This window comes from Caulobacter sp. SSI4214 (assembly GCF_012184455.1).
Classification (GTDB): Bacteria; Pseudomonadota; Alphaproteobacteria; order Caulobacterales; family Caulobacteraceae; genus Caulobacter; species Caulobacter vibrioides_E.
Map to the genome: position 1 here is coordinate 1 of NZ_SZWJ01000019.1, position 19,784 is coordinate 19,784.

Consider the following 19,784-nt stretch of genomic DNA (forward strand, 5'->3'; position numbering starts at 1 on the left):
GCGCCAGGGCCTCCGCGCTCAGGGCCGCGAAGGCCGGCCGCACCGGCGCGAAGCTGGGGCCCAGCAGCAGTCGCGCGCCCTCCGGGACCAGCCCGGCATAGTCGGCGTCGGCCCGCGTCGGTCCCGAGTCCAGCACCAGATCCGCCGCCAAGGGCCGGTCGGCCAGGTCGTCGATCACCAGGCTCGGCCGGCCTCGCGCGCGGGCGCGGTGGTCGGGCGCGGCCAGGCCGTAGTGGTCGAACACCAGGGCGTCGAAGCCGTCGTCGCGCTCGGCGCGGACCGCGTCGGGGGCGAAGGCCTCCAGCACGTGGCCGACCTCGGGCGTCGCCTTGAACGCGCAGGCCGCGCCGCGCGCTTCCAGGGCCTGGGCCAGGGTCAGGGACCGCATGACGTGCCCGCCGCCCACCGTGGGCCCGGCGGCGCAGATGAAGAGGAGTCTGGGTCTGGCTTGCCGGGTCATGCGCGTGGATCGCCGCTGTCGTCCTCGGGCCGGTCGGAGGCGGCCGAGACGATCCCGACGAAGGGCCGTCCGGCGAATGTCGCTCGAAGAATATGACGTCTAGAGCGTGGGTGTCCGCTCGCGCTGCTGTTGCTTCTTTTCGCGAGCATAGCCGCGCATGAAAAACCAGTGGATGGCGAAGGCGCCGCCGACCGCGAACCAGAGGATCAAGAAAAGCCGGACGAAAGGATCCATCTAGTCCTCCACGCGATAGAGAACGTAGTGCAGCGCGCCTTGCAGGGCAAGAAAGCTCACCATCGCCCCGTAGAACAGCCACGGATTGGCGTGGCCCGCCACCAAGGGCTGAAGAAACGCTCCGCCGAGGAAGGCCACGGACGAAGCGTTGCACGTCGACGCCAGGGCCTTGCGCTGTTCGTTGCGCGCGGCCTTGCCGGGCGGCGGATAGGTCGGCGGCTCAATCATGGGGCGAACATAACGCGAACATTCGCGCGCCGCAAAGCGTAAAAATCAGGCTTTCGCCTTGGTCGCGCGGGGCTTCCGGGGCTTGGGAACGGGCGAGGTTTCGTCCGTCGTCTCGACCTTCTTCGCTCTTGGCTTGCGCTTGGGCTTCGGGGCCTCGACCGCCGGCGTCTCGACCGGCGGCTCGGGAACCTCGACCCCGATCCGCCGCAGCACCTCGCGGGCCGCGCGGTCGGTTTCGTTGACGGGCGCGTAGGTCCAGCCGTGGAAGGCCCCGCCATAGGGCCGGGCCGCGCCCAGGTCTTCCAGCTCCTCGTGGAACAGGCGGAACTTCAGGCTCTGGCCGTCCATCTTCAGCACGAAGACCGGCTTGCCGGTCGAGGCCGCTTCGGTGGCCATGTTGGTCGAGTCCTCGGTGACGAGGATGTAGTCGGCGGCGGCCAGGAAGGCGAAATAGGGGTTCTGGCCCGGGTCCGCGCCCGCGCCGTCGGGCCAGATCAGGCCGGGCAGGTGGCGCAGCCGGGCGGCCATCAGGGCGCGGGCCGGCTCGGGCGTGCGCCGCGAGAAGGTCATCAGCAGCGCGCCGCCGTCCTGCTCCAGCGGGATCTGAATCGCGTGGGCGATCTGGGCCGCGCGTTCGCTGGAGAGGTCGAAGGCCTTGGACTTGCCGCCGACCAGCACCGCCACGCGCGGGCGGGGCAGGGGATCGATGAGGGCCTTGAAGGCCTGGTATTCGGTCGCCAGCCGCGCGGGCGTCACCCGGTGCGGCGAGCCGGTGATCGGGAAGACGTTGTCGCCGCTCAGGCGGTCGTGCCGGGGGGGAATGACCAGGTCGAACATCTGCGGCGGCACGCGCGGATCCTGGATCTGGACGACATAGGTCTTGCCGCCCGACCAGCGCCTGGCGCGGATCGACAGCGGCAGGGTGGCGCGGCCGGCGGCGATCCACAGGTCGGGCCAGTCCTCGCCCTTGCCGCGCGGTATGCCGCTGTCCGGCGTCATCCAGCGCCGGGGCAGCAGGTTCAGCCACCAGGGCAGGCGGCCCGTGCGGCCCTTCCAGCCCACGCGCTTGACCGTGATCTCGCAGGGGACCAGGCGCGCGATCGCGTCCGACAGGCCCACGACCTGGGCCTCGATGCCGGCGCGGCCGTCGGACACGGCCCAAATCCGCAGGGGACGGTCCGCCGAGGGAAGCTTGCCAACCTGGGTCAAAGCGTCTTTCCGCAAACGAAACAAGGCCGCCCGAAAGGCGACCTCGCTCCATTGAACCCTAATTCATGGCGTAGCTAGGGCGCGTCAGGTTTGAACGTGAGCGGCTGAACCGCTCGAACGCGCCCCAAACAGGCTCCAGGGCGGACCCTACAGCCACTCCACCTTGAGGATTTCGTAGGCCTTGACGCCGCCGGGCGTATTGACCTCGACCACCTCGCCGACTTCCTTGCCGATCATCGCGCGCGACAGCGGCGACGACAGCGAGATGCGGCCCGACTTCACGTCGGCCTCGTGGTCGCCCACGATCTGGTAGCGCGCCTCTTCCTCGGTGTCCTCGTCGACCACCGACACGGTGGCGCCGAACTTCACCTGCTTGCCCGAGAGCTTAGACACGTCGATGACTTGCGCGCGAGCGATCTTGTCCTCGATCTCGGCGATCTGGCCTTCGATCCAGCCCTGACGCTCCTTGGCGGCATGGTACTCGGCGTTTTCCGACAGGTCGCCGTGCGAGCGGGCCTCGGCGATGGCCGCGATCACGGCTGGCCGTTCGACGGTCTTCAAACGCTTCAGTTCTTCGTCGAGGGTTTGATACCCCACGACGGTCATCGGCACTTTTTCCATTGCGGATTTTAGCTCGGACGCCTTGGGAGGAGAGGACTTCCAGTCGCGGGCGCTCACAACCGGGGGCTGGGAGGATAGGCGCCCCGTTCAGGATACGCAAGGGGTCGAGCTTGGCCCTGGGGAACGGGCCTGTCCGGCGAGAACTCATGTTCCGGGCCGGACAGGCGTTTTCCAGACGGGTTCGAGCGGGCTTGAGCTCGGCCCGACCTAAGCCTGCTTGGGCGTCGTGTTGATCATCCACGGGATGCCGAACCTGTCGGTCAGGCTGCCGTAGCCGGGGGACCAGAAGGTCTCGGCGAAGGGCGTCCCGACCTTGCCGCCGTCCGACAAGGCGTCGAACACGCGGCGGGCCTCGACGGGATCGTCGGTGTGATAGGTGACGTCGAAGCCGTTCTTGGGCTTGTCGATATTGGGGGCGAATTCGGGCGGCATGTCCGCGCCCATGATCGCCTGGTCGCCGACCTCCAGCCAGGCGTGCATCAGCCAATCCTTGTATTTCGGATCAACCGGCATGTCGGGCGGGCCTTCGCCGAACGGGTGGGCGGCGGTGACCTTGCCGCCCAGCGCCTGGGCGTAGAAGTCGAACGCCGCGCGGCATTCGCCCTTGAAGCTGAGGCTGGTGACGATCTTCATGGCGTCTCTCCCTGGCGTTTCCGCTACGGTAGCGGAGCACGACGACGCTTTCATGCCCAGGCGCCCAGGACTGTCAGCAGCCTTCGTCCAAACCTGTCAGGCGTAGGCGTAGGGGCCGCCGCGCTCGAGCGCGCGCTGGTAGGCCGGGCGGGCGTGGATGCGGTCCAGGAACGCCTTGACATGGGGCCGGGACGCCGCCCCGCCGCGCGCCGCGCCGGCTTCCAGCGGAAAGCTCATCATGATGTCGGCGCCGGTCAGTTCGGGCCCGGCGAACCATTCGGACTTGGAGAGCTCCGCCTCCCAGTAGTCGACGTGCAGCTTGATCTGCGGGTCGACGAAGCCGGCCTGGGCGCGGGCCGAGATCATCTTGACCAGGCCCTTCATCAGACCCGGCGAGCGGTCGGGCAGGGCGCCGAACACCAGCTTCAGCAGCAGCGGCGTCATGGCCGAGCCCTCGGCATAGTGCAGCCAATAGGTATAGCGCAGCCGCTCGGGCGCGCCCGCCGGGGGGATCAGCCGTCCCTGGCCGTGGGTCTCGAGGATGTATTCGACGATGGCGCCGGTCTCGGCGACCACAGTGTCGCCGTCGGTGATCACCGGCGACTTGCCCAGCGGATGGATCGCCTTCAGCTCGGGCGGGGCCAGCATGGTCTTGAGATCGCGCTCGTAACGCTTGATCTCGTAGGGCAGTCCCAGCTCCTCGAGGAGCCAGAGCACCCGCTGGCTGCGCGAGTTGTTCAGGTGATGGACGACGATCATCTGGCGCTTTCCCTGTGCGGAGGAGACGCCGCGAACGATGATCGCCCGCCGCGCCTTCGGCAAGGCTTGGCGCGGTCAAACCCCTCGGGCGGGCGGATGGGCCAAGGGCGCGAGGTCGGGGTCGACCCAGCCGCGACGAGCCTCGACGCTGAACAGCCGATCCCGCGACCAGTGGCTCAGCGGCCAGGCCTTGTCGCCCAGCGGCGTCGCCAGCAGGCGCGCGGCGGCCTCGCCATCGGACACGCCCGGCGGCAGGGCGGCCGCGAAGGCGCGGATGGCGGCCAGATAGGCCTGGGTGATGGTCTCGTGATAGCCGCTCGCGTCGTCGTTCACCCCGCCGACCGCGACGTTGTAGGCGCGGATGATGTCCGGCAGATCGCGCTCCAGGTCCCGATCGCGCGTCCGGACCAGGCGCAGAGTGGCGGTCAGGTGGGCGGCGTGGGTCCACTGATCCTTGGGCAGGCTGCGGTCCAGCAGGCGCTCGGCGAGCAGGGCGACCTCGTCGTCGGTGTAGGTCACGGGACGCTCCTCGAGCTTCTGCCCGTCCGGATACAAGCCTTGGCGCCGAAAGAGAAGGCCAAGCTTGGCCTTAAAAGGTTTCCGCCGGCCGTCGTTCGGCGTCCAGGCGCAGGACGACGTCGGCCGCGGCGGGCAGGTCCTCGGCGATCCAGCGGGTCAGGCGTTCGTAGTGGGCGACGAAACGGTCCAGCTGGGTCTCGTCCATGGCCAGGGCCGGATCGCGACCCTGGGCGATGAGGCGCTGGCGCAGGCGCTCTTCCTGCTGGCCTCGCCAGCGGCGCACGACCTCGAAGTCCGGGGCCAGCAGCAGCACCAGGCGATCCAGGCGCTGGAACAGGGAGCGATAGGGCCCGGCCAGGGCGGCGTTGGCGTAGCCGCGCCACAGCCCGTCGGCGTCTTCCTCGCGCTCCAGGCGGTTGATCGGGTCCGCCAGCAAGGGCGCCGGCTGCGGCCGGGCGCCGACGCACCAGCCTTCCAGCAGTACGATATCGGCGGGGCCGTCGAACACCGGCCGCTCGGCTTCCGGCGCGGGGTCGTCGCGCGCCTTGTCGAAGCGGGGCAGGACGACGGGCCCGTGTTGGCCAAGGGCCTCCAGCACGGCGACGCCCAGGGCCGGGTCGTGCGTGCCGGGAACGCCCCGCGTGGCCAGCAGCGGATGGACCTCCCGGGCCAGGGCCTGGCGCGCGGCGTGGGACAGATAGAGGTCGTCGATCGACAGCACGGCGCCGCGCAGGTCCCGGGCCTCCAGCAGCCAGGCCAGCAAGGCGGTCAGGGTCGACTTGCCCGAGCCCTGCGGGCCGCAGACGCCGACGACCAGCGGCCGGCGTTCGGCCGTCGCCGTCCAGGCCGCGATCCGGGCCGCCAGAGGCCGGTGCAGGCGGGCGGCCAGATCGGAGAAGGCGGGCGGAAGGCGCTCGTCTCGCGCGAATTCGGCGATCAGCGCGGCCTCGTCCCGCATCAGAAGCTGTTGCTCCAGCGGTCCTGCCGGGGGAGGGGCAGGGAAGCCTGGAACACCAGGCCTTCGGGACGGAAGTCGAAGCGGGCCTCACCCTTCTGCTCGCGCCGGATCGAGCTTTCGATCAGGCGGACGCCGAAGCCGAGGGTGGTCGGCGCGTTGACGGGCGGTCCGCCGGTCTCGCGCCACGTGAACGTCAGGTTTCCGCTGTCCGGATCGATGGCCCAGGTCAGGCCGACCCGCCCGCCAGGCGCGGACAGGGCGCCGTACTTGGCGCTGTTGGTGGCCAGTTCGTGGAACACCATCGAGAGGCTGACGGCCGTGTGCGGCGACAGCGCCGCCGACGGTCCCGCGCGGTCGATCCGGTCGCCGTGGGCCCCGATGCTGGCCTCGATCAACTGGCCCATGTCGGCCTCGCGCCAGCCCGTGCGGGTCAAGAGGTCGTGGGCGCCGGAGAGCGCGATCAGCCGTTCGGTGAAAACCTCCAGCGGCGCCTTGTCGACCTTGGCGAAGCTCTGGCGGGCCAGGGCCTGCACCGTGGCCAGGGTGTTCTTCACCCGGTGGTTCAGCTCGTTGATCATCACCGCCTGCCGCTCCTCGCGGGCCTTCAGCTCGCGCGAGGTCTCGCGCAGGGCGGCGTGGACGGCGGCGATCTCCTCCAGCCCGCCGGGCGGGGCTTCGGGCAGCAGCTCGCCGCGCCCGATCATGGCGGCGTCCGAGACCAGCCGGTCGATCTCGTCATTGATGCGTCGCGCATAGGCCAGGGACAGCGCGACCCCGAGGATCAGCAGAGCCAGGAAGATCCCCGTCACCACCGCCACCGAGCGATTGATGGTGTTGGTGAGATCCGCCTCCGGAATGCCCACCACCAGGGTCCAGCCGGTCTGGGACGAGCGGACATAGGCGTTGGTGATCGGCACATGCTCGAACGACCGCGTCTTGACCACGCCCTCGGTGGAATCGCGAAGGCGGCCCACGATCGCCCCGGTGGCCGCGACGCCGGTGAACCGATCGTTCAGCCGAGATCGGGCGACGACCCGCAGATTGTTGTCCAGCAGGGTCGCGACCCAGCGCTCGGGCACGCGCTGCTGGCGGAACACCGAGGTGAAGGACGCCGCGTCGACGACGTAGGACAGCACATAGAAGCGTCCCTTGATCACGATCGGCGCGTCGACGGTGATCACCGGCTTTCCGGCCACGGGGCTGGTCAGCAGGTCGGAGATCCGCCCGCGACCCGGCTGATAGGCGCCGGTCTCGTTGCGCGAAATCTGGACGCGCGGCAGCGGCGCGCCATAGGGCTTCAGCGTGTTGAGCACCTCCTGGCCGTCGCCGTCGGTCAGCGCGATCCAGCCGGGCCGCGAGAGCATGGCGGCGCGGGCTCGGGCATGGAAGCCGGCCAGGTCGCCCCCCAGCAGGGCCGGGTCGGTCGCCAGGGTCTCGACCACCGAAACGCCGACGCCGGCCTGGCGGTCGACGGCGCCGGACAGCGCCCGGGCGGTGGTCGACAGCTGCTGATAGAGTTGGCCCCGGGACTCACGGTCGACGCTGGCCAGCAGAAAGCCCATCGACAGAAGGGCCGGAACCAGCAGGCTGACGGTCAGCAGGACCAGCCGGCCACGGACCGAACCGACCCGGCGTCCCGCCCGCGGATCGTTTCGTTCCACTGGTCTCATGCCCCCGCTAGACCCGCCATGGCCAGAACCTGATCGCCCCGATTCCCTCTGTATATCGAAGCGAGTCGTGTCCAGCGTCTCAAAAATCCATCGTTTTCCACGAAGACCTGAAGCGGAGCGATCGCCCGATCAGCTGAACCGTATCCTTGCGGGGGTGTTGTGCGTTATGAGACGCGCATGAAGAACCTGCCCAACATCCTGACCGGCTCGCGCCTGGTGATGGCGCTGTTCATGTTCGTGGCGATGGCGGCCGCGGCCGGCGTCGTGCCCGGCCTGTCCATCGACGTTCAAAGTCAGCTGCGCCTGGAGCGCTGGGCGTTCTACGCCTTCGTCATCGCCTCGGTGACTGACTTCTTCGACGGCTGGCTGGCCCGCAAGCTGGACGCGGTCAGCGTCTGGGGCGCGATCCTGGATCCGATCGGCGACAAGATCCTGGTCTGCGGCGCCCTCTTGGGCCTGCTGGCCCTGGGCTCGAACAGTGGCGTGGTGTTGCCGGCCGGCCTGATCCTGTTCCGCGAATTCACGGTCAGCGCGCTGCGCGAGGTCGGGGCGGGCAAGGGCGTCAAGCTGCCGGTGACCCTGCTGGCCAAGTGGAAGACCACCCTGCAGCTGGTGGCCATCGGCGCCGAGATGATCCTGGCCTCATGGGGCGCGTTCGGCCTGCCGCCGGACCCCGGCGTGGTGGGCGGCTTCACCGTCTTGGCGCAATTCCTGCTCTGGGCGGCCACCGGCGTGACCCTGATCACTGGGGCCCAGTACTGGGAAGCCGCGCGCAAGGCGCTGACGTAAAGCATCGCGCGGAAAAGTGGACGCCGGTTTTCCGCTAAAGCGATGCGAAAACTGGTATCGAGAGCATCGCGCGGAAAAGTGGACGCCGGTTTTCCGCTAAAGCGATGCGAAAACTGGAAACTAGAGCGAGGTTGAACCAGATCGCGCGGGCAGCCGTTCCCCAGCCGTAACGCTTCCGGGGACCTCCACACGTGACCTTGCATCAAGGCCTGGCTTTCGGCCTGATCGTCGTGACCATCGCCGCCTTCGTCTGGGGGCGCTGGCGCTATGACCTGATCGCCCTGGCCTCGCTGGCCGTGGGGGTGATCAGCGGGCTGATCCCGGTCAAGGACGCGTTCGAGGGCTTCGCCAACGACATCGTGGTCATCATCGCCAGCGCCCTGGTGCTGAGCGCCGCCGTCGCGCGGTCGGGGATCGTCGATCTCCTGATGGCGCCGCTGCTGCCCCGGCTGAAGGACGAGCGCGCCCAGGTTCCGGTCCTGGCCGGCGCGACCGCCGTGCTGTCGATGGCCACCAAGAACGTCGGGGCCCTGGCCTTGATGCTGCCCAGCGCCCTGCAGCTGGCTCGCCGCACCGGCGTATCGCCCGGACGCCTGCTGATGCCGATGTCGTTCGGCTCGCTGGTCGGCGGCCTGGCCGTGCTGGTTGGCACCTCGCCCAACATCATCGTCTCCGAAATCCGCCAGCAGGCCCTGGGCAAGCCGTTTCGGATGTTCGACTTCACGCCGGTCGGCGCGACCCTGACCGTGATCGCCGTGGCCTATCTGGCCTTCGCCTACCGCCTGCTGCCCAAGGACCGCCAGGCCGCGATCGACGTCGACGCCGCCCTTGCCGCCAAGGCCTATGTCACCGAGGTCGAGGTTCCCGACGGCTGGCGCTTCGAGCGTGGCCGCATCGCTGACCTCAAGCGGGCGGGCGAGGGCGAGGTTAGCGTCGTGGCCCTGCTGCGCGACGGCCGCCGCGTGGCCGACCCGCACGCCAACCAAGGCGTCCAGCCGGGCGATCTGCTGTTGCTGGAAGGCGAGCAGCAGGCCCTGGACCAGCTGATCGTCAAGGCGAAGCTGCGTCTGCGCGACGCCGACCGGCCGGTGGTGATGAACGAGCCCACCGAGGAGGTGCGTGTGGTCGAGGCGGTGATCTCCGGCGACTCCGACTTGGTGGGTCAGTCCGCCCGCAGCCTGTCGCTGAACCACGCGCACGGCGTCAACCTGCTGGGCGTCAGCCGCGGCGGCCAGCGCCTGCCGGGGCGCCTGGCGACCATGCGGCTGAAGGCTGGCGACCTGATCGTGCTGCAAGGCTCGGAGGGGACCTTGCCGGGCGTGCTGGAGGCCCTAGGCTGCCTGCCGCTGGCCGAGCGCGAGGTGCGGTTGGGCGGCGTGCGCCACGCGATCCTGCCGGCGGCGATCCTGGCGGCCGCCATGGCGGCGGTGGCCACGGGACTGGTCCCCGTGGCGGTGGGGTTCTTCGCCGCCGCGGTGCTGGTGGTGGCCTGCGGGGCGCTGAAGATGCGCGAGGCCTATGCGGCGCTGGAGCCGCCGGTGCTGATCCTGGTCGCGGCCCTGATCCCGGTCAGCGACGCGGTGCAGAAGACCGGGGGCGCCGATCTGATCGCCGGCTGGCTGTCGGGCGCCTTCCACGGCCTGCCGCCGATCGCCACCCTGACGGCGATCATGGCGGTCGCCATGGCCGCCACGCCGTTCCTGAACAACGCCGCCACCGTGCTGATCGCCGCGCCGATCGGGCTGGGCCTGGCCCAACGGCTTGGACTGAATCCCGACCCGTTCCTGATGGCCGTGGCTGTGGGAGCGGGTTGCGACTTCCTCACGCCGGTCGGCCATCAGTGCAACACCCTGGTGATGGGGCCGGGCGGCTATCGGTTCGGCGACTACGCCCGTCTGGGCGCGCCGCTGACGGCGCTGATCCTGCTGATCGCGCCCTGGCTGATCCTGTGGGTCTGGCCGTTGCGATAGGGGAGCGGGGCCGTCGAAACGCCGGCCCGCCTGGACATTCGAGCGAATTCAAGGCCGCGACCGAAGGTCGCGAACAGTAGACGTCAAATTATTCCCTTGATTTCTGGAAAATAATCCTGGCCTATGAGGCATCGAATTCGCTGCCGATCGGCCTGCTATTCCTTGCTCCCCACCGTGGAGCGCCGGACGCGCCAACCGAACTTCCAACGAAATTTGATCGTCGGTCCGACGCGTTTCGGGCGACGAACACTCACGCCTATAAGGATACTTTGAAAATGGCTACCGGCACCGTGAAGTGGTTCAATTCCACCAAGGGCTTCGGCTTCATCCAACCCGACAACGGCGGTTCGGACATCTTCGTCCACATCTCGGCCGTCGAGCGCGCGGGCCTGGGTTCGCTGAACGAAGGCCAGAAGATCTCCTACGAGCCCGAAGTCGACCGCCGCAGCGGCAAGACCTCGGCCGGCCAGCTGCAAGCGGCCTAATCGGTCCTCGCCTCCGAGCCCGAGCTCAATGGAACAGGCCAGCGCCCGCGCTGGCCTGTTTTCGTTTGGGGGGGCGTCCGTTCATTCTGCTCCCTCGCGTCGCGGGGGAGCTGTCACGAAGTGACTGAGGGGGCCAATGCGGCCTATGCCCAGCTCGCCCCCTCCGGCCCTCTGGGCCACCTCCCCCGCGTCGCGGGGGAGGATCTGTCTCCCGCCCCCAGCCGTCGCTACTCCGCCGCCAGCGGCCAGGGCGAGGGCTCGGCGTCGTCGACCACGTCCGGGTCGGTCGGGCCGTGCAGCAGCCAGGCGAAGTCTTCCAGCCAGCCCGCGCGCCGCGCGTGTTCGGCCCGCATCATCGAGGCCAGGGCCTCGGCGCCCGTCGTCCTGACGACCATGATCGACTCCATTTCTAATATTGAGAATGACTCGCAAATTATGGCCTTGGCAAGACGGGTCATTCCCCTAAAGGGTCAACTTGGCTAATCATCGCCGCGAACCCGGAGACGCCCCATGCGCGGCCTTCGCGCCTTCGCCGCCCTGACCCTGGCCCTCGTCCTTTCGGCGTGCGGCACCCTGCCGCGCGACGCCTTCACGGCCTCCGACCTGGGATCGGTCGCGCCCAGCGGCCTGGCCGACGTGCGCTTCAGCGCGGTCGATCCGGAGGCCAGCCTGAAGTTCGCCCAGGGCGTCCACGACCGCACCGCGGGGCGCAAGGTCAATGTGCTGGCGATCTCGGGGGGCGGCTCGAACGGCGCCTACGGGGCGGGTCTTCTGGTCGGCTGGTCCGACGCCGGAACCCGGCCGGAATTCGACATTGTCACCGGGGTCTCGACCGGCGCCCTGACCGCGCCCTTCGCCTTCCTGGGCAAGGACTGGGACCGGCGCCTGACCCAGGCCTACACCAGCGACGCCGTCGACCGCATCCTGCAAAAGCGCGGGCTGGACCTGTTCTTCACGCCCAGCATCTTCCGCAACCACGCGCTGCGCCAGCTGGTCGACAAGTATGTCGACTACCCGATGCTGTACGCGGTGGCCCTGGAGAACGCCAAGGGGCGGCGGCTGCTGATCGCCACGACCAATCTCGACACCGAGCAGACGGTGATCTGGGACATGGGGGCCATCGCCGCGCGCGGCGACGACGCGGCCCTGCAGCTGTTCCGCCAGGTGCTGGTGGCCTCGGCCAGCATTCCGGGCGTCTTCCCGCCCAGCCTGATCGAGGTCCAGGGCGCCAATCGCAAGCTGTCGGAGATGCATGTCGACGGCAGCGTGACCACGCCGTTCTTCATCGCGCCCGAGGCCTTGCTGCTGTCGATCCTGCCGGGCCGCGACAAGTCGGGGCCGGGCGAGGTGCGGGTGATCGTCAACGGCCAGATCGACGGCGGCTTCGGCTTCACCAAGGGCGACGCCCTGTCGATCCTGGGCCGCTCGTGGATCGCCATGAACAAGGCCCAGATGCGCACCCACCTGACCGCCAACGCCGCCTTCACGCGCCGCAACGGCGGGGTCTTCGAGTACACGGCCATCCCGGACGACGCCCAGGGCGACTTCTCGGGCCTGGACTTCTCGGCGCGCAGCCTGCGCTCGCTGTTCGCCCTGGGCTACAAGCTGGGCAAGACCGGAACCGCCTGGGTCTCGCCGACGGATCCGTCGGCCGAGGTCAAGGCGACGCGCGCGGCCGCTACGCCCAGCCCGCCGCCCGCAGCACAGGCGCGTGTCGGCGGCTGACCGGCGCGATCAGATCGCCGGCCAGGCGCAGGTCTCCCGCGCCGCGCCGCCAGCTGACTCCCTCGATCGCGTCGGCCGCCACCCACCACGAGCGATGGACCTGGAAGCCGTGCGCGCCGGCCAGTTCGGCCACGGCGTCCGAGAAGCGCAGCGTCAGCAGCTCCTGTCCCGCGTCGGTGTGGACCCGCAGATAGTGGTCGTGCGCCTCGACGGCGATCAGCCGGGCCGCGCGCCGCCTGGCGGACAGTCTCTGGCGAAAAGCGGCCTCGGCCTCGGGCAGGGGCGGGGCGACGACGACGCGGGTCTCGACCAGCCGCGGCGGGGCGGGAGGCTTGCGCCAGGCCAGGATCCGCACGGCCATGACCAGGCCGCTGATCACCCAGACCCGCCACCACAGGATCGGCGGCGCCCTGAAGCGATGGTTGGTCTGCATGTCCAGGACGCCGACCAGCACCACGACCAGCGGCGTCATCAGGGTGACGACGACCAGCAGGCGTCGCCAGAAGCCGTCCAGCCGCCGGCCGATCAGCTCGTCGATGACGACGCCGATCAGGCCGCCGCCGACGATGCTCTCGAGCCAGTAGGCGGCGCGGTCGGACAGGGGCAGTTTCGAGGTGTCGAACGGCGCCAGGACCGCCAGCACCAAGCCCAGCGCCGTCAACAGCGCCAGATCGATGGCCAGGCGGCGCAGCGGTCGACCGTCCGAGAAGTGCATGTCCCTCCGCCCCGGCGCCGTTCGCGCAGAATGGGCGCCGCTCACGGGCTTGGGGTAGCGTGCGCTCGCCGCCCTTGCAATCTCGGCCGCGAACCGGAGCCAAGCCATGCCCAAGATCCTGTCGCGTCCCGCCTGGATGGTGATGACCCTGCTGAGCCTCGTCGTGGCGCTGACGGCCTATCGCTATCCGCTGAACGTGGGGCCGCTGGCGCCCAACGTCGTCGCCAATCTGTTCACCAGGCCCTTCCTGGACCTGCATGTCGCCGGGGCGGCGACGGCCCTGCTGATCGCGCCGTTCCAGGTGCTGCCGGGCCTGCGCGCGCGGCGGCCGGGGCTTCACCGGGTGATGGGACGGATCTATGTGGCCGGCTGCCTGGCGGGGGGGATGGGCGGCCTCGTCCTGGCGTTCGGCTCGACCGCCGGGCCGATCGCCACGGCCGGCTTTGGCCTCTTGGCCCTGGCGTGGCTGGCGACCACGGTCCAGGCTTGGCGGATGGCGCTGGCGCGGCGCGTCGCCGAGCATCGCGCCTGGATGATCCGCTCGATGGCCCTGACGCTGGCGGCGGTGACCTTGCGGCTCTACCTGCCGTTCGCGGCCCTGGGACCGATTCCGTTCTTCGACGCCTACCGGGCGATCGCGTTCCTGTGCTGGGTTCCGAACCTGCTGCTGGCCGAGGTCTGGCTGAAGCGGCGAGGGCCTCTCTAAGCGAGCCCGCGTCAATTCAGAATCCCTCTCTCCAGAGAGAGGGATATCCACCCCCCATTAACCGCTCGCCAAGATGCGGGGTTGCGCCGAGCCGACTCCGTCTCTAAACGGGCGGCTTAACCTGCAAGATGGTTCGACAGCGGGCGCGCGGTTGTGCGCGGCCGTGTCTTCGCGCGAGTTAGCCATGCCCAAAAGAACAGACCTGTCCTCGATCCTGATCATCGGCGCCGGCCCGATCGTCATCGGTCAGGCGTGTGAGTTCGACTATTCGGGCGTGCAAGCCTGTAAGGCTCTCCGCGCCGAGGGTTACCGGATCATCCTGGTCAACTCGAACCCCGCCACGATCATGACCGATCCGGACGTGGCCGACGCGACCTATATCGAGCCGATCACGCCGGAGATGGTCGCCAAGATCATCGAGAAGGAGCGCCCCGACGCGCTGCTGCCGACCATGGGCGGCCAGACCGCGCTGAACACCGCCCTGGCCCTGGAAGCCAACGGCGTGCTGGCCAAGTTCGGCGTCGAGATGATCGGCGCCAAGGCCGAGGTCATCGACAAGGCCGAGGACCGCCAGAAGTTCCGCGACGCCATGGACAAGCTGGGCCTGGAATCGCCCCGCTCGCGCGCCTGCCACACGCTGGAAGAGGCCATGGAGGGCCTCGAGTTCGTCGGCCTGCCGGCGATCATCCGCCCGTCCTTCACCCTGGCCGGCACCGGCGGCGGCATCGCCTACAATGTCGAGGAGTTCAAGGAGATCGTCGAGCGCGGCCTCGACCTCTCGCCGACCACGGAAGTGCTGGTCGAGGAGAGCGTCCTGGGCTGGAAGGAATACGAGATGGAGGTCGTCCGCGACACGGCGGACAACTGCATCATCGTCTGCTCGATCGAGAACATCGACCCGATGGGCGTGCACACCGGCGACTCGATCACCGTCGCTCCGGCCCTGACCCTGACGGACAAGGAATACCAGTGGATGCGCGCGGCCTCGATCGCCGTGCTGCGCGAGATCGGCGTCGAGACCGGCGGCTCGAACGTCCAGTTCGCCCTGAACCCGAAGGACGGCCGCATGGTCGTCATCGAGATGAACCCGCGCGTGTCGCGCAGCTCCGCCCTGGCCTCGAAGGCCACCGGCTTCCCGATCGCCAAGGTCGCCGCCCGCCTGGCCGTCGGCTACACCCTGGACGAGCTGAAGAACGACATCACCGGCGGCGCGACCCCGGCCTCGTTCGAGCCCAGCATCGACTACGTCGTCACCAAGATCCCGCGCTTCGCCTTCGAGAAGTATCCGGGTTCGGAGCCCCTGCTGACCACGGCCATGAAGTCGGTCGGCGAGGTGATGGCCATCGGCCGCACCTTCAAGGAAAGCGTCCAGAAGGCCTTGCGCGGCCTGGAGACCGGCCTGGCCGGCTTCGACGAGGTCGAGATCCACGGCGCCGATGACCCGGACACCGGCAAGGAAGCGGTGATCCGCGCCCTGGGCGCGCCGACCCCCGACCGCCTGCGCGTCATCGCCCAGGCCTTCCGCCACGGCCTGACCGTGGAAGAGGTCAACGCCGCCTGCAGCTACGAGCCCTGGTTCCTGCGCCAGATCGCCGAGATCGTCCGCCAGGAAGGCTGGGTGAAGGCCGGCGGCCTGCCGACCGACGCCGCCGCCTTCCGCGCCCTGAAGGCGCAAGGCTTCTCGGACAAGCGCCTGGCCCAGCTGACCGGCAAGACCGAGAACGCCGTCCGCGCCGCCCGTCAGGCGCTGTCCGTCCGCCCGGTGTTCAAGCGCATCGACAGCTGCGCCGGCGAGTTCCTGGCCTCGACGCCGTACATGTACTCGACCTACGAGACCGGGGCCCTGGGCCAGATCCCCGAGTGCGAGAGCGCGCCGTCCGACCGCAAGAAGGCGGTGATCCTGGGCGGTGGTCCCAACCGGATCGGCCAGGGCATCGAGTTCGACTACTGCTGCTGCCACGCGGCCTTCGCGCTGGACCAGATCGGCGTCGAGTCGATCATGGTCAACTGCAACCCCGAGACCGTCTCGACCGACTACGACACCTCCGACCGCCTGTACTTCGAGCCGCTGACGGCCGAGGACGTGCTGGAGCTGCTGCATGTCGAGATGAGCAAGGGCGAGCTGGCCGGCGTCATCGTCCAGTTCGGCGGCCAGACGCCGCTGAAGCTGGCACACGCGCTGGAAGAGGCCGGCGTGCCGATCCTGGGCACCAGCCCCGACGCCATCGACCTGGCCGAGGACCGCGAGCGCTTCCAGCAGCTGCTGAACGGCCTCGACATCGCCCAGCCGGAAAACGCCATCGCCCGCACCTGGGAAGAGGCCCGCGCCGAAGGCGAGAAGATCGGCTTCCCGTTCGTGATGCGTCCGTCCTACGTGCTGGGCGGCCGGGGCATGGAGATCATCCGCGACCACGAGCACCTGGAACGCTACATCGCCAACGCCGGTGAGATCTCGTTCGAGCACCCGATCCTCTTGGACCACTATCTGAGCCGCGCCACCGAGGTGGACGTCGACGCCCTGTGCGACGGCCAGGACGTGTTCGTGGCCGGCGTGCTGGAGCACATCGAGGAAGCCGGCGTCCACTCGGGCGACTCGGCGTGCTCGATGCCGCCCTTCTCGCTGAAGCCAGAGACGGTCGAGGAGCTGAAGCGCCAGACCGTGAAGATGGCCCTGGCCCTGAACGTCCGTGGGCTGATGAACGTGCAGTTCGCCATCGAGGAGCCGCACGGCGAGAACCCGCGCATCTACGTGCTGGAAGTGAACCCGCGCGCCTCGCGCACGGTGCCGTTCGTGGCCAAGACCATCGGCCAGCCGGTGGCCGCCATCGCCGCCAAGGTCATGGCCGGCGAGCCGCTCGCCAGCTTCGGCCTGAAGGACGTCCCCTACGACCACATCGCGGTCAAGGAAGCGGTCTTCCCGTTCGCCCGCTTCGCCGGCGTCGACACGGTGCTGGGCCCGGAAATGCGCTCGACCGGCGAGGTCATGGGCCTGGACTGGAAGCGCGACGGGGAGACGGGCATGGCTCCGGCCTTCGCCCGGGCCTTCGCCAAGAGCCAGTTGGGCGGCGGCGTGAAGCTGCCCCGCAAGGGCACGGCCTTCGTCTCGGTCAAGGAAAGCGACAAGCCCTGGATCGTCGAGCCGGTGAAGCTGTTGCTGGCCGCCGGCTTCAAGGTGCTGTCGACCGAGGGCACCCGGGCCTATCTGGCCGAGCAGGGCGTCGAGGTCGACTACGTCAAGAAGGTGCTGGAAGGCCGTCCGCACATCGTCGACGTGATGAAGAACGGCGGCGTTCAGCTGGTGTTCAACACCACCGAGGGCAAGCAGGCCCTGGAGGACAGCTTCGAGATCCGCCGCACGGCCCTGATGATGAAGGTGCCGTACTACACGACGTCGGCGGGCGCCCTGGCCGCCGCCCAGGCCATCGCCGGCGCGCCGGACGAGGCCCTGGACGTGCGTCCGCTGCAGAGCTATGCGGCGGAGTAGCTTATTGAAATCCCTCTCTCTTTGAGAGAGGGAGGGGCCCATCCTGGCTTAGCCAGGATGGGAGGGTGAGTGGTTTCACCTGTTCAGAACTGGGCCGTCGGGCGTCGCGAGCGATTGGGGGCGAGCCTGGGTGCGTCGTACGCACTCACCCTCCCACCGCTTCACGGCGGGCCCCTCCCTCTCTCCCGAGAGAGGGAGGCCGTGTTGTCGCCTCGGGAGCCCTCACTCCACCCGCGCCCCGTTCTTCACGAGATAGCACCGCCGCTTCCCGAGCTCGGTGCCGCAGAAGCCAGGCTCCATCGTCCCTTCGTGCAGCATCACGTATTGGTCGCGGCGGCACTCGAACCAGGCCTTCTGGAAGGCGACGTGCTCGACGTCCTGGTGGAACACCGGCCGCTGGTCGACCGTGTAGAAGCGGGTCATGGCGGTCAGCCCACCGAAGCTGCCGCGGCCATTGACCAAACCGCAGATCTGGCCGGTGCGGGTGGCCCACACCGCGCCGAGCTCCAGCGGACTGCGCTGCTTCAGCCTGGCTTCCAGGTTCGCCCTTACCTGACGCCACTCGCCGCGCGCCACGGGCGTGTAGCGGGCGCGCTGGATCGGTGTCGGCGCGGGCTTGAAGGCGTTGTCGTGCTCGAACCGCGCTAGGTCGACCACCGTAAACAGGAACCCCGTCAGCGTCCCGACGACCGCGACGGCCGACAGGACCAGGGGCGTCAGAGGCCGCCGGGTCGTCCGCGTTCCAAAATCCATGATGGTCACGCCGTCCTCCGTCGACAGCAGCTTGGTGAGGGATTTTGGAATTACAAGTATAAACTAATTACGGATGTAATTAATTCGCGGCATCGCGACCAAGAGGCGTCGCAACCTCCGGGTGCGGTCAGGGTGTTCACAGCCGTCCGGAATGTTATGCCGCCACGCTGTCCTCAGAGGGAATCCATGCGTTCGCCGAAGTCCGTGTCTCGCGAACAGGCGCTGTTCGCCGCCGTCGTCCCGATCCTGCTGTGCGGCTTCGACCTGCCCGACGCCCGGCGTCCCCGTGCCGACGCCCGGACGCTGAGGATCGCGGTGCAGTCGATCACGGCGCCGCGGTAGAGCCGGCCGGCGGCTGGTGCGCGAACACCCAGAAGTGGCTGAGCAGGAACAGGGCGGCGGTGTAGCTGACCGCCGCCGAGCCCTGGGCGGCCACGCTCCACAGCTTGCCGGTCGGCAGGACCAGCTTGGCCAGGGTCAGCACGCCCTGGTTCAGGGCGAAGGCGATGGCCACGGCCACGATGTAGCGCAGCGGGGCCGAGCGCGTGGTTCGCCGGGCCTTGAACACGAAGACCTTGCTGAGCACGAAGCTGACACAGATCCCGACGGCGTAGCCGATGGCGTTGGCCAGGTGCGGGTCCAGATGCAGACCCAGGTCCAGGGCCAGGATGATCGAGAAGCCGACCAGGGTGTTGAAGATCCCCGCCACGCCATAGCGCAGGGCCGAGATCAGGAACGCCCGGCGCGGGGGCGTGAGCAGGCTCGCCAGGGTCACGCCGGCTCCTGGGCCTCGAACCCGTAACGGTCCATGACCACGTACAGCGGCCGGCCCTTCACCTCCTGATAGATGCGGGCCACGTATTCGCCCAGCGCGCCGATGGCCAGCATCTGCAGGCCGAAACTCATCAGGATCACCACCATCAGCGACGGATAGCCGGGCACGTCGCGGCCAAACAGCAGGGTGCGCGCCACGATGAAGACGGCCATGGCCACGGCCAGCACGCCGGCGACTGCCCCGACATAGCTCCAGATCCGGATCGGTGCGGTGCTGAACGAGGTGATGCCGTCCAGGGCGAAGTTCCAGAGCTTCCAGTAGCGCCACGAACTGGTTCCGGCGGCGCGCTCGGGTCGGGCGTAGGGGACCGGCGTCTGCCGGAAGCCGACCCAGGCGAACAGGCCCTTCATGAAGCGGTTGCGCTCGGGCAGCTGGCGCAGCACCTCGACCACGCGGCGGTCCATCAGCCGGTAGTCGCCGGCGTTGTAGGGCAGGTCGACGTCCGACAGCCGATTGAAGGCGCGGTAGAAGCCCTGGGCCGTGAAGCGCTTGAGCGGCGAGTCGGCGCTGCGGTCCACGCGAACGCCATAGGCCACGTCGGCGCCGGCCTCCCAGGCCGCGATGAACTGGCCGATCAGCTCGGGCGGGTCCTGCAGGTCGACGTCGATGGGCACGACCATGTCGCCGACAGCCGCGTCCAGCCCGGCCGACAGGGCGATCTCCTTGCCGAAGTTGCGCGCCAGGTTGATCACCTTGACGCGCGGGTCGCGCTGATGGTGCTTCAGCAGCACCGCCAGGGTGTGGTCGCGGCTGCCGTCGTTGACGCAGACGATCTCGTAGTCGACGGCCAGCTTGGCCATCTCCGCGTCGATCCGCGCGAAGAACAGGTCAAGCACCTCCTGCTCGTTGTAGCAGGGGGCGATGAGCGACAGCCGCTTGCCGACGCGAGAGCGCGTCACGAGCGAGGCGGCGAGGGGCGCGGACGACGAGGTCATGGCCCCGGTTTAACCGTGTTCGGCGTGCCCGGGGAAGCCTCGACTTCGCCGAGCATTGACGCGGAACGGCGCGCGTGGCTGGTTCGCCCGGCCCGC

21 protein-coding genes and 1 pseudogene are annotated in these 19,784 nt (G+C 69.0%); 7 read left to right on the top strand and 15 right to left on the bottom strand.

All coding sequences use genetic code 11. The features are described 5' to 3' along the window. From FCU40_RS07895 to FCU40_RS07935, 10 genes and pseudogenes are all read right to left on the bottom strand, one after another. Nucleotides 1-460 (bottom strand): annotated as a pseudogene (locus FCU40_RS07895) (UDP-2,4-diacetamido-2,4,6-trideoxy-beta-L-altropyranose hydrolase); the annotation flags it as partial. A 99-nt stretch (nt 461-559) separates the two neighbouring features. Then, nucleotides 560-694: a hypothetical protein gene (locus tag FCU40_RS23520; protein ID WP_004622593.1), complete on the bottom strand. Its 135-nt coding sequence runs from the start codon at nt 692-694 to the stop codon at nt 560-562. After that, a complete protein-coding gene (locus tag FCU40_RS07900) occupies nt 695-922 on the bottom strand; it encodes a hypothetical protein (protein WP_168074177.1) in 228 nt (75 codons plus the stop codon). A gap of 45 nt (nt 923-967) precedes the next feature. After that, nucleotides 968-2,131: an ELM1/GtrOC1 family putative glycosyltransferase gene (locus FCU40_RS07905; RefSeq protein ID WP_168074179.1), complete on the bottom strand. Its 1,164-nt coding sequence runs from the start codon at nt 2,129-2,131 to the stop codon at nt 968-970. A gap of 147 nt (nt 2,132-2,278) precedes the next feature. Beyond that, nucleotides 2,279-2,752: a transcription elongation factor GreA gene (greA, locus tag FCU40_RS07910; protein ID WP_035017623.1), complete on the bottom strand. Its 474-nt coding sequence runs from the start codon at nt 2,750-2,752 to the stop codon at nt 2,279-2,281. Between the two features lie 207 nt (nt 2,753-2,959). Next, nucleotides 2,960-3,385, bottom strand: a complete 426-nt coding sequence (locus tag FCU40_RS07915; RefSeq protein ID WP_168074181.1) for a VOC family protein — start codon at nt 3,383-3,385, stop codon at nt 2,960-2,962. A gap of 96 nt (nt 3,386-3,481) precedes the next feature. Continuing rightward, entirely contained in the window at nt 3,482-4,144 is a 663-nt protein-coding gene (locus tag FCU40_RS07920) for a glutathione S-transferase (protein WP_168074183.1), read from the bottom strand. A 75-nt stretch (nt 4,145-4,219) separates the two neighbouring features. After that, nucleotides 4,220-4,663 carry a hypothetical protein gene (locus FCU40_RS07925; RefSeq protein ID WP_168074185.1) on the bottom strand — a complete coding sequence of 148 codons (444 nt, stop codon included), beginning with the start codon at nt 4,661-4,663 and terminating at the stop codon, nt 4,220-4,222. Between the two features lie 70 nt (nt 4,664-4,733). Further along, a complete protein-coding gene (locus FCU40_RS07930; protein WP_168074187.1) occupies nt 4,734-5,621 on the bottom strand; it encodes a kinase in 888 nt (295 codons plus the stop codon). After that, a complete protein-coding gene (locus FCU40_RS07935; RefSeq protein ID WP_168074189.1) occupies nt 5,621-7,291 on the bottom strand; it encodes a sensor histidine kinase in 1,671 nt (556 codons plus the stop codon). Before FCU40_RS07935 ends, FCU40_RS07930 begins: the two co-directional genes overlap by 1 nt. Before the next feature lie 177 nt (nt 7,292-7,468). Between FCU40_RS07935 and pgsA the strand changes: the two genes are divergently transcribed. From pgsA to FCU40_RS07950, 3 genes are all read left to right on the top strand, one after another. Then, entirely contained in the window at nt 7,469-8,080 is a 612-nt protein-coding gene (pgsA, locus tag FCU40_RS07940) for a CDP-diacylglycerol--glycerol-3-phosphate 3-phosphatidyltransferase (protein WP_004622584.1), read from the top strand. 191 nt (nt 8,081-8,271) lie between these two features. Further along, complete coding sequence (locus FCU40_RS07945) at nt 8,272-10,050, top strand: SLC13 family permease (protein WP_168074191.1); 1,779 nt, start codon at nt 8,272-8,274, stop codon at nt 10,048-10,050. Between the two features lie 275 nt (nt 10,051-10,325). Further along, on the top strand, nt 10,326-10,535 hold the full coding sequence (locus FCU40_RS07950) for a cold-shock protein (RefSeq protein ID WP_004622582.1): 210 nt from the start codon (nt 10,326-10,328) through the stop codon (nt 10,533-10,535). A 227-nt stretch (nt 10,536-10,762) separates the two neighbouring features. Here FCU40_RS07950 and FCU40_RS07955 read toward each other — a convergent pair whose 3' ends face one another. After that, complete coding sequence (locus tag FCU40_RS07955) at nt 10,763-10,930, bottom strand: hypothetical protein (protein ID WP_168074193.1); 168 nt, start codon at nt 10,928-10,930, stop codon at nt 10,763-10,765. 115 nt (nt 10,931-11,045) lie between these two features. Here FCU40_RS07955 and FCU40_RS07960 point away from each other — a divergent pair, with 115 nt between their 5' ends. Continuing rightward, nucleotides 11,046-12,260: a patatin-like phospholipase family protein gene (locus tag FCU40_RS07960; protein WP_168074195.1), complete on the top strand. Its 1,215-nt coding sequence runs from the start codon at nt 11,046-11,048 to the stop codon at nt 12,258-12,260. On the opposite strand, the gene FCU40_RS07965 is transcribed toward FCU40_RS07960, so the two are convergent. Next, a complete protein-coding gene (locus FCU40_RS07965; protein WP_168074204.1) occupies nt 12,214-12,975 on the bottom strand; it encodes a LytTR family DNA-binding domain-containing protein in 762 nt (253 codons plus the stop codon). The genes FCU40_RS07960 and FCU40_RS07965 overlap by 47 nt on opposite strands. A 106-nt stretch (nt 12,976-13,081) precedes the next feature. Here FCU40_RS07965 and FCU40_RS07970 point away from each other — a divergent pair, with 106 nt between their 5' ends. Together FCU40_RS07970 and carB are read left to right on the top strand one after the other, a co-directional pair. Then, a complete protein-coding gene (locus tag FCU40_RS07970) occupies nt 13,082-13,681 on the top strand; it encodes a DUF2306 domain-containing protein (RefSeq protein ID WP_168074206.1) in 600 nt (199 codons plus the stop codon). A gap of 184 nt (nt 13,682-13,865) precedes the next feature. Next, complete coding sequence (carB, locus tag FCU40_RS07975) at nt 13,866-17,165, top strand: carbamoyl-phosphate synthase large subunit (RefSeq protein ID WP_168074215.1); 3,300 nt, start codon at nt 13,866-13,868, stop codon at nt 17,163-17,165. A gap of 222 nt (nt 17,166-17,387) precedes the next feature. Here carB and FCU40_RS07980 read toward each other — a convergent pair whose 3' ends face one another. Next, nucleotides 17,388-17,918 (bottom strand): hypothetical protein, encoded by a 531-nt coding sequence (locus FCU40_RS07980; protein WP_168074275.1) that lies wholly within the window; start codon nt 17,916-17,918, stop codon nt 17,388-17,390. Nucleotides 17,919-18,104: 186 nt separating this feature from the next. Here FCU40_RS07980 and FCU40_RS07985 point away from each other — a divergent pair, with 186 nt between their 5' ends. Then, on the top strand, nt 18,105-18,260 hold the full coding sequence (locus FCU40_RS07985) for a hypothetical protein (RefSeq protein WP_168074217.1): 156 nt from the start codon (nt 18,105-18,107) through the stop codon (nt 18,258-18,260). On the opposite strand, the gene FCU40_RS07990 is transcribed toward FCU40_RS07985, so the two are convergent. Both FCU40_RS07990 and FCU40_RS07995 read right to left on the bottom strand, forming a co-directional pair. Beyond that, nucleotides 18,244-18,693, bottom strand: coding sequence for a GtrA family protein (locus FCU40_RS07990; protein ID WP_168074219.1), 450 nt, complete (start codon nt 18,691-18,693; stop codon nt 18,244-18,246). The genes FCU40_RS07985 and FCU40_RS07990 overlap by 17 nt on opposite strands. Then, entirely contained in the window at nt 18,690-19,688 is a 999-nt protein-coding gene (locus tag FCU40_RS07995; protein ID WP_168074221.1) for a glycosyltransferase family 2 protein, read from the bottom strand. The genes FCU40_RS07990 and FCU40_RS07995 overlap by 4 nt, the downstream gene beginning before the upstream one ends. Between the last annotated feature and the right edge of the window lie 96 nt (nt 19,689-19,784).

What these genes read in the sequence shown, in the direction of transcription:
- FCU40_RS07935 (WP_168074189.1), bottom strand. Translation starts at nt 7,291, where the DNA reads ATGAGACCAGTGGAACGAAACGATCCGCGGGCGGGACGCCGGGTCGGT.
- FCU40_RS07985 (WP_168074217.1), top strand. Translation starts at nt 18,105, where the DNA reads ATGCGTTCGCCGAAGTCCGTGTCTCGCGAACAGGCGCTGTTCGCCGCC.
- FCU40_RS07955 (WP_168074193.1), bottom strand. Translation starts at nt 10,930, where the DNA reads ATGGTCGTCAGGACGACGGGCGCCGAGGCCCTGGCCTCGATGATGCGG.
- FCU40_RS07915 (WP_168074181.1), bottom strand. Translation starts at nt 3,385, where the DNA reads ATGAAGATCGTCACCAGCCTCAGCTTCAAGGGCGAATGCCGCGCGGCG.
- FCU40_RS07995 (WP_168074221.1), bottom strand. Translation starts at nt 19,688, where the DNA reads ATGACCTCGTCGTCCGCGCCCCTCGCCGCCTCGCTCGTGACGCGCTCT.
- FCU40_RS07930 (WP_168074187.1), bottom strand. Translation starts at nt 5,621, where the DNA reads ATGCGGGACGAGGCCGCGCTGATCGCCGAATTCGCGCGAGACGAGCGC.
- FCU40_RS07965 (WP_168074204.1), bottom strand. Translation starts at nt 12,975, where the DNA reads ATGCACTTCTCGGACGGTCGACCGCTGCGCCGCCTGGCCATCGATCTG.
- FCU40_RS07960 (WP_168074195.1), top strand. Translation starts at nt 11,046, where the DNA reads ATGCGCGGCCTTCGCGCCTTCGCCGCCCTGACCCTGGCCCTCGTCCTT.
- FCU40_RS23520 (WP_004622593.1), bottom strand. Translation starts at nt 694, where the DNA reads ATGGATCCTTTCGTCCGGCTTTTCTTGATCCTCTGGTTCGCGGTCGGC.
- FCU40_RS07900 (WP_168074177.1), bottom strand. Translation starts at nt 922, where the DNA reads ATGATTGAGCCGCCGACCTATCCGCCGCCCGGCAAGGCCGCGCGCAAC.
- pgsA (WP_004622584.1), top strand. Translation starts at nt 7,469, where the DNA reads ATGAAGAACCTGCCCAACATCCTGACCGGCTCGCGCCTGGTGATGGCG.
- FCU40_RS07970 (WP_168074206.1), top strand. Translation starts at nt 13,082, where the DNA reads ATGCCCAAGATCCTGTCGCGTCCCGCCTGGATGGTGATGACCCTGCTG.
- greA (WP_035017623.1), bottom strand. Translation starts at nt 2,752, where the DNA reads ATGGAAAAAGTGCCGATGACCGTCGTGGGGTATCAAACCCTCGACGAA.
- carB (WP_168074215.1), top strand. Translation starts at nt 13,866, where the DNA reads ATGCCCAAAAGAACAGACCTGTCCTCGATCCTGATCATCGGCGCCGGC.
- FCU40_RS07920 (WP_168074183.1), bottom strand. Translation starts at nt 4,144, where the DNA reads ATGATCGTCGTCCATCACCTGAACAACTCGCGCAGCCAGCGGGTGCTC.
- FCU40_RS07980 (WP_168074275.1), bottom strand. Translation starts at nt 17,918, where the DNA reads ATGGATTTTGGAACGCGGACGACCCGGCGGCCTCTGACGCCCCTGGTC.
- FCU40_RS07950 (WP_004622582.1), top strand. Translation starts at nt 10,326, where the DNA reads ATGGCTACCGGCACCGTGAAGTGGTTCAATTCCACCAAGGGCTTCGGC.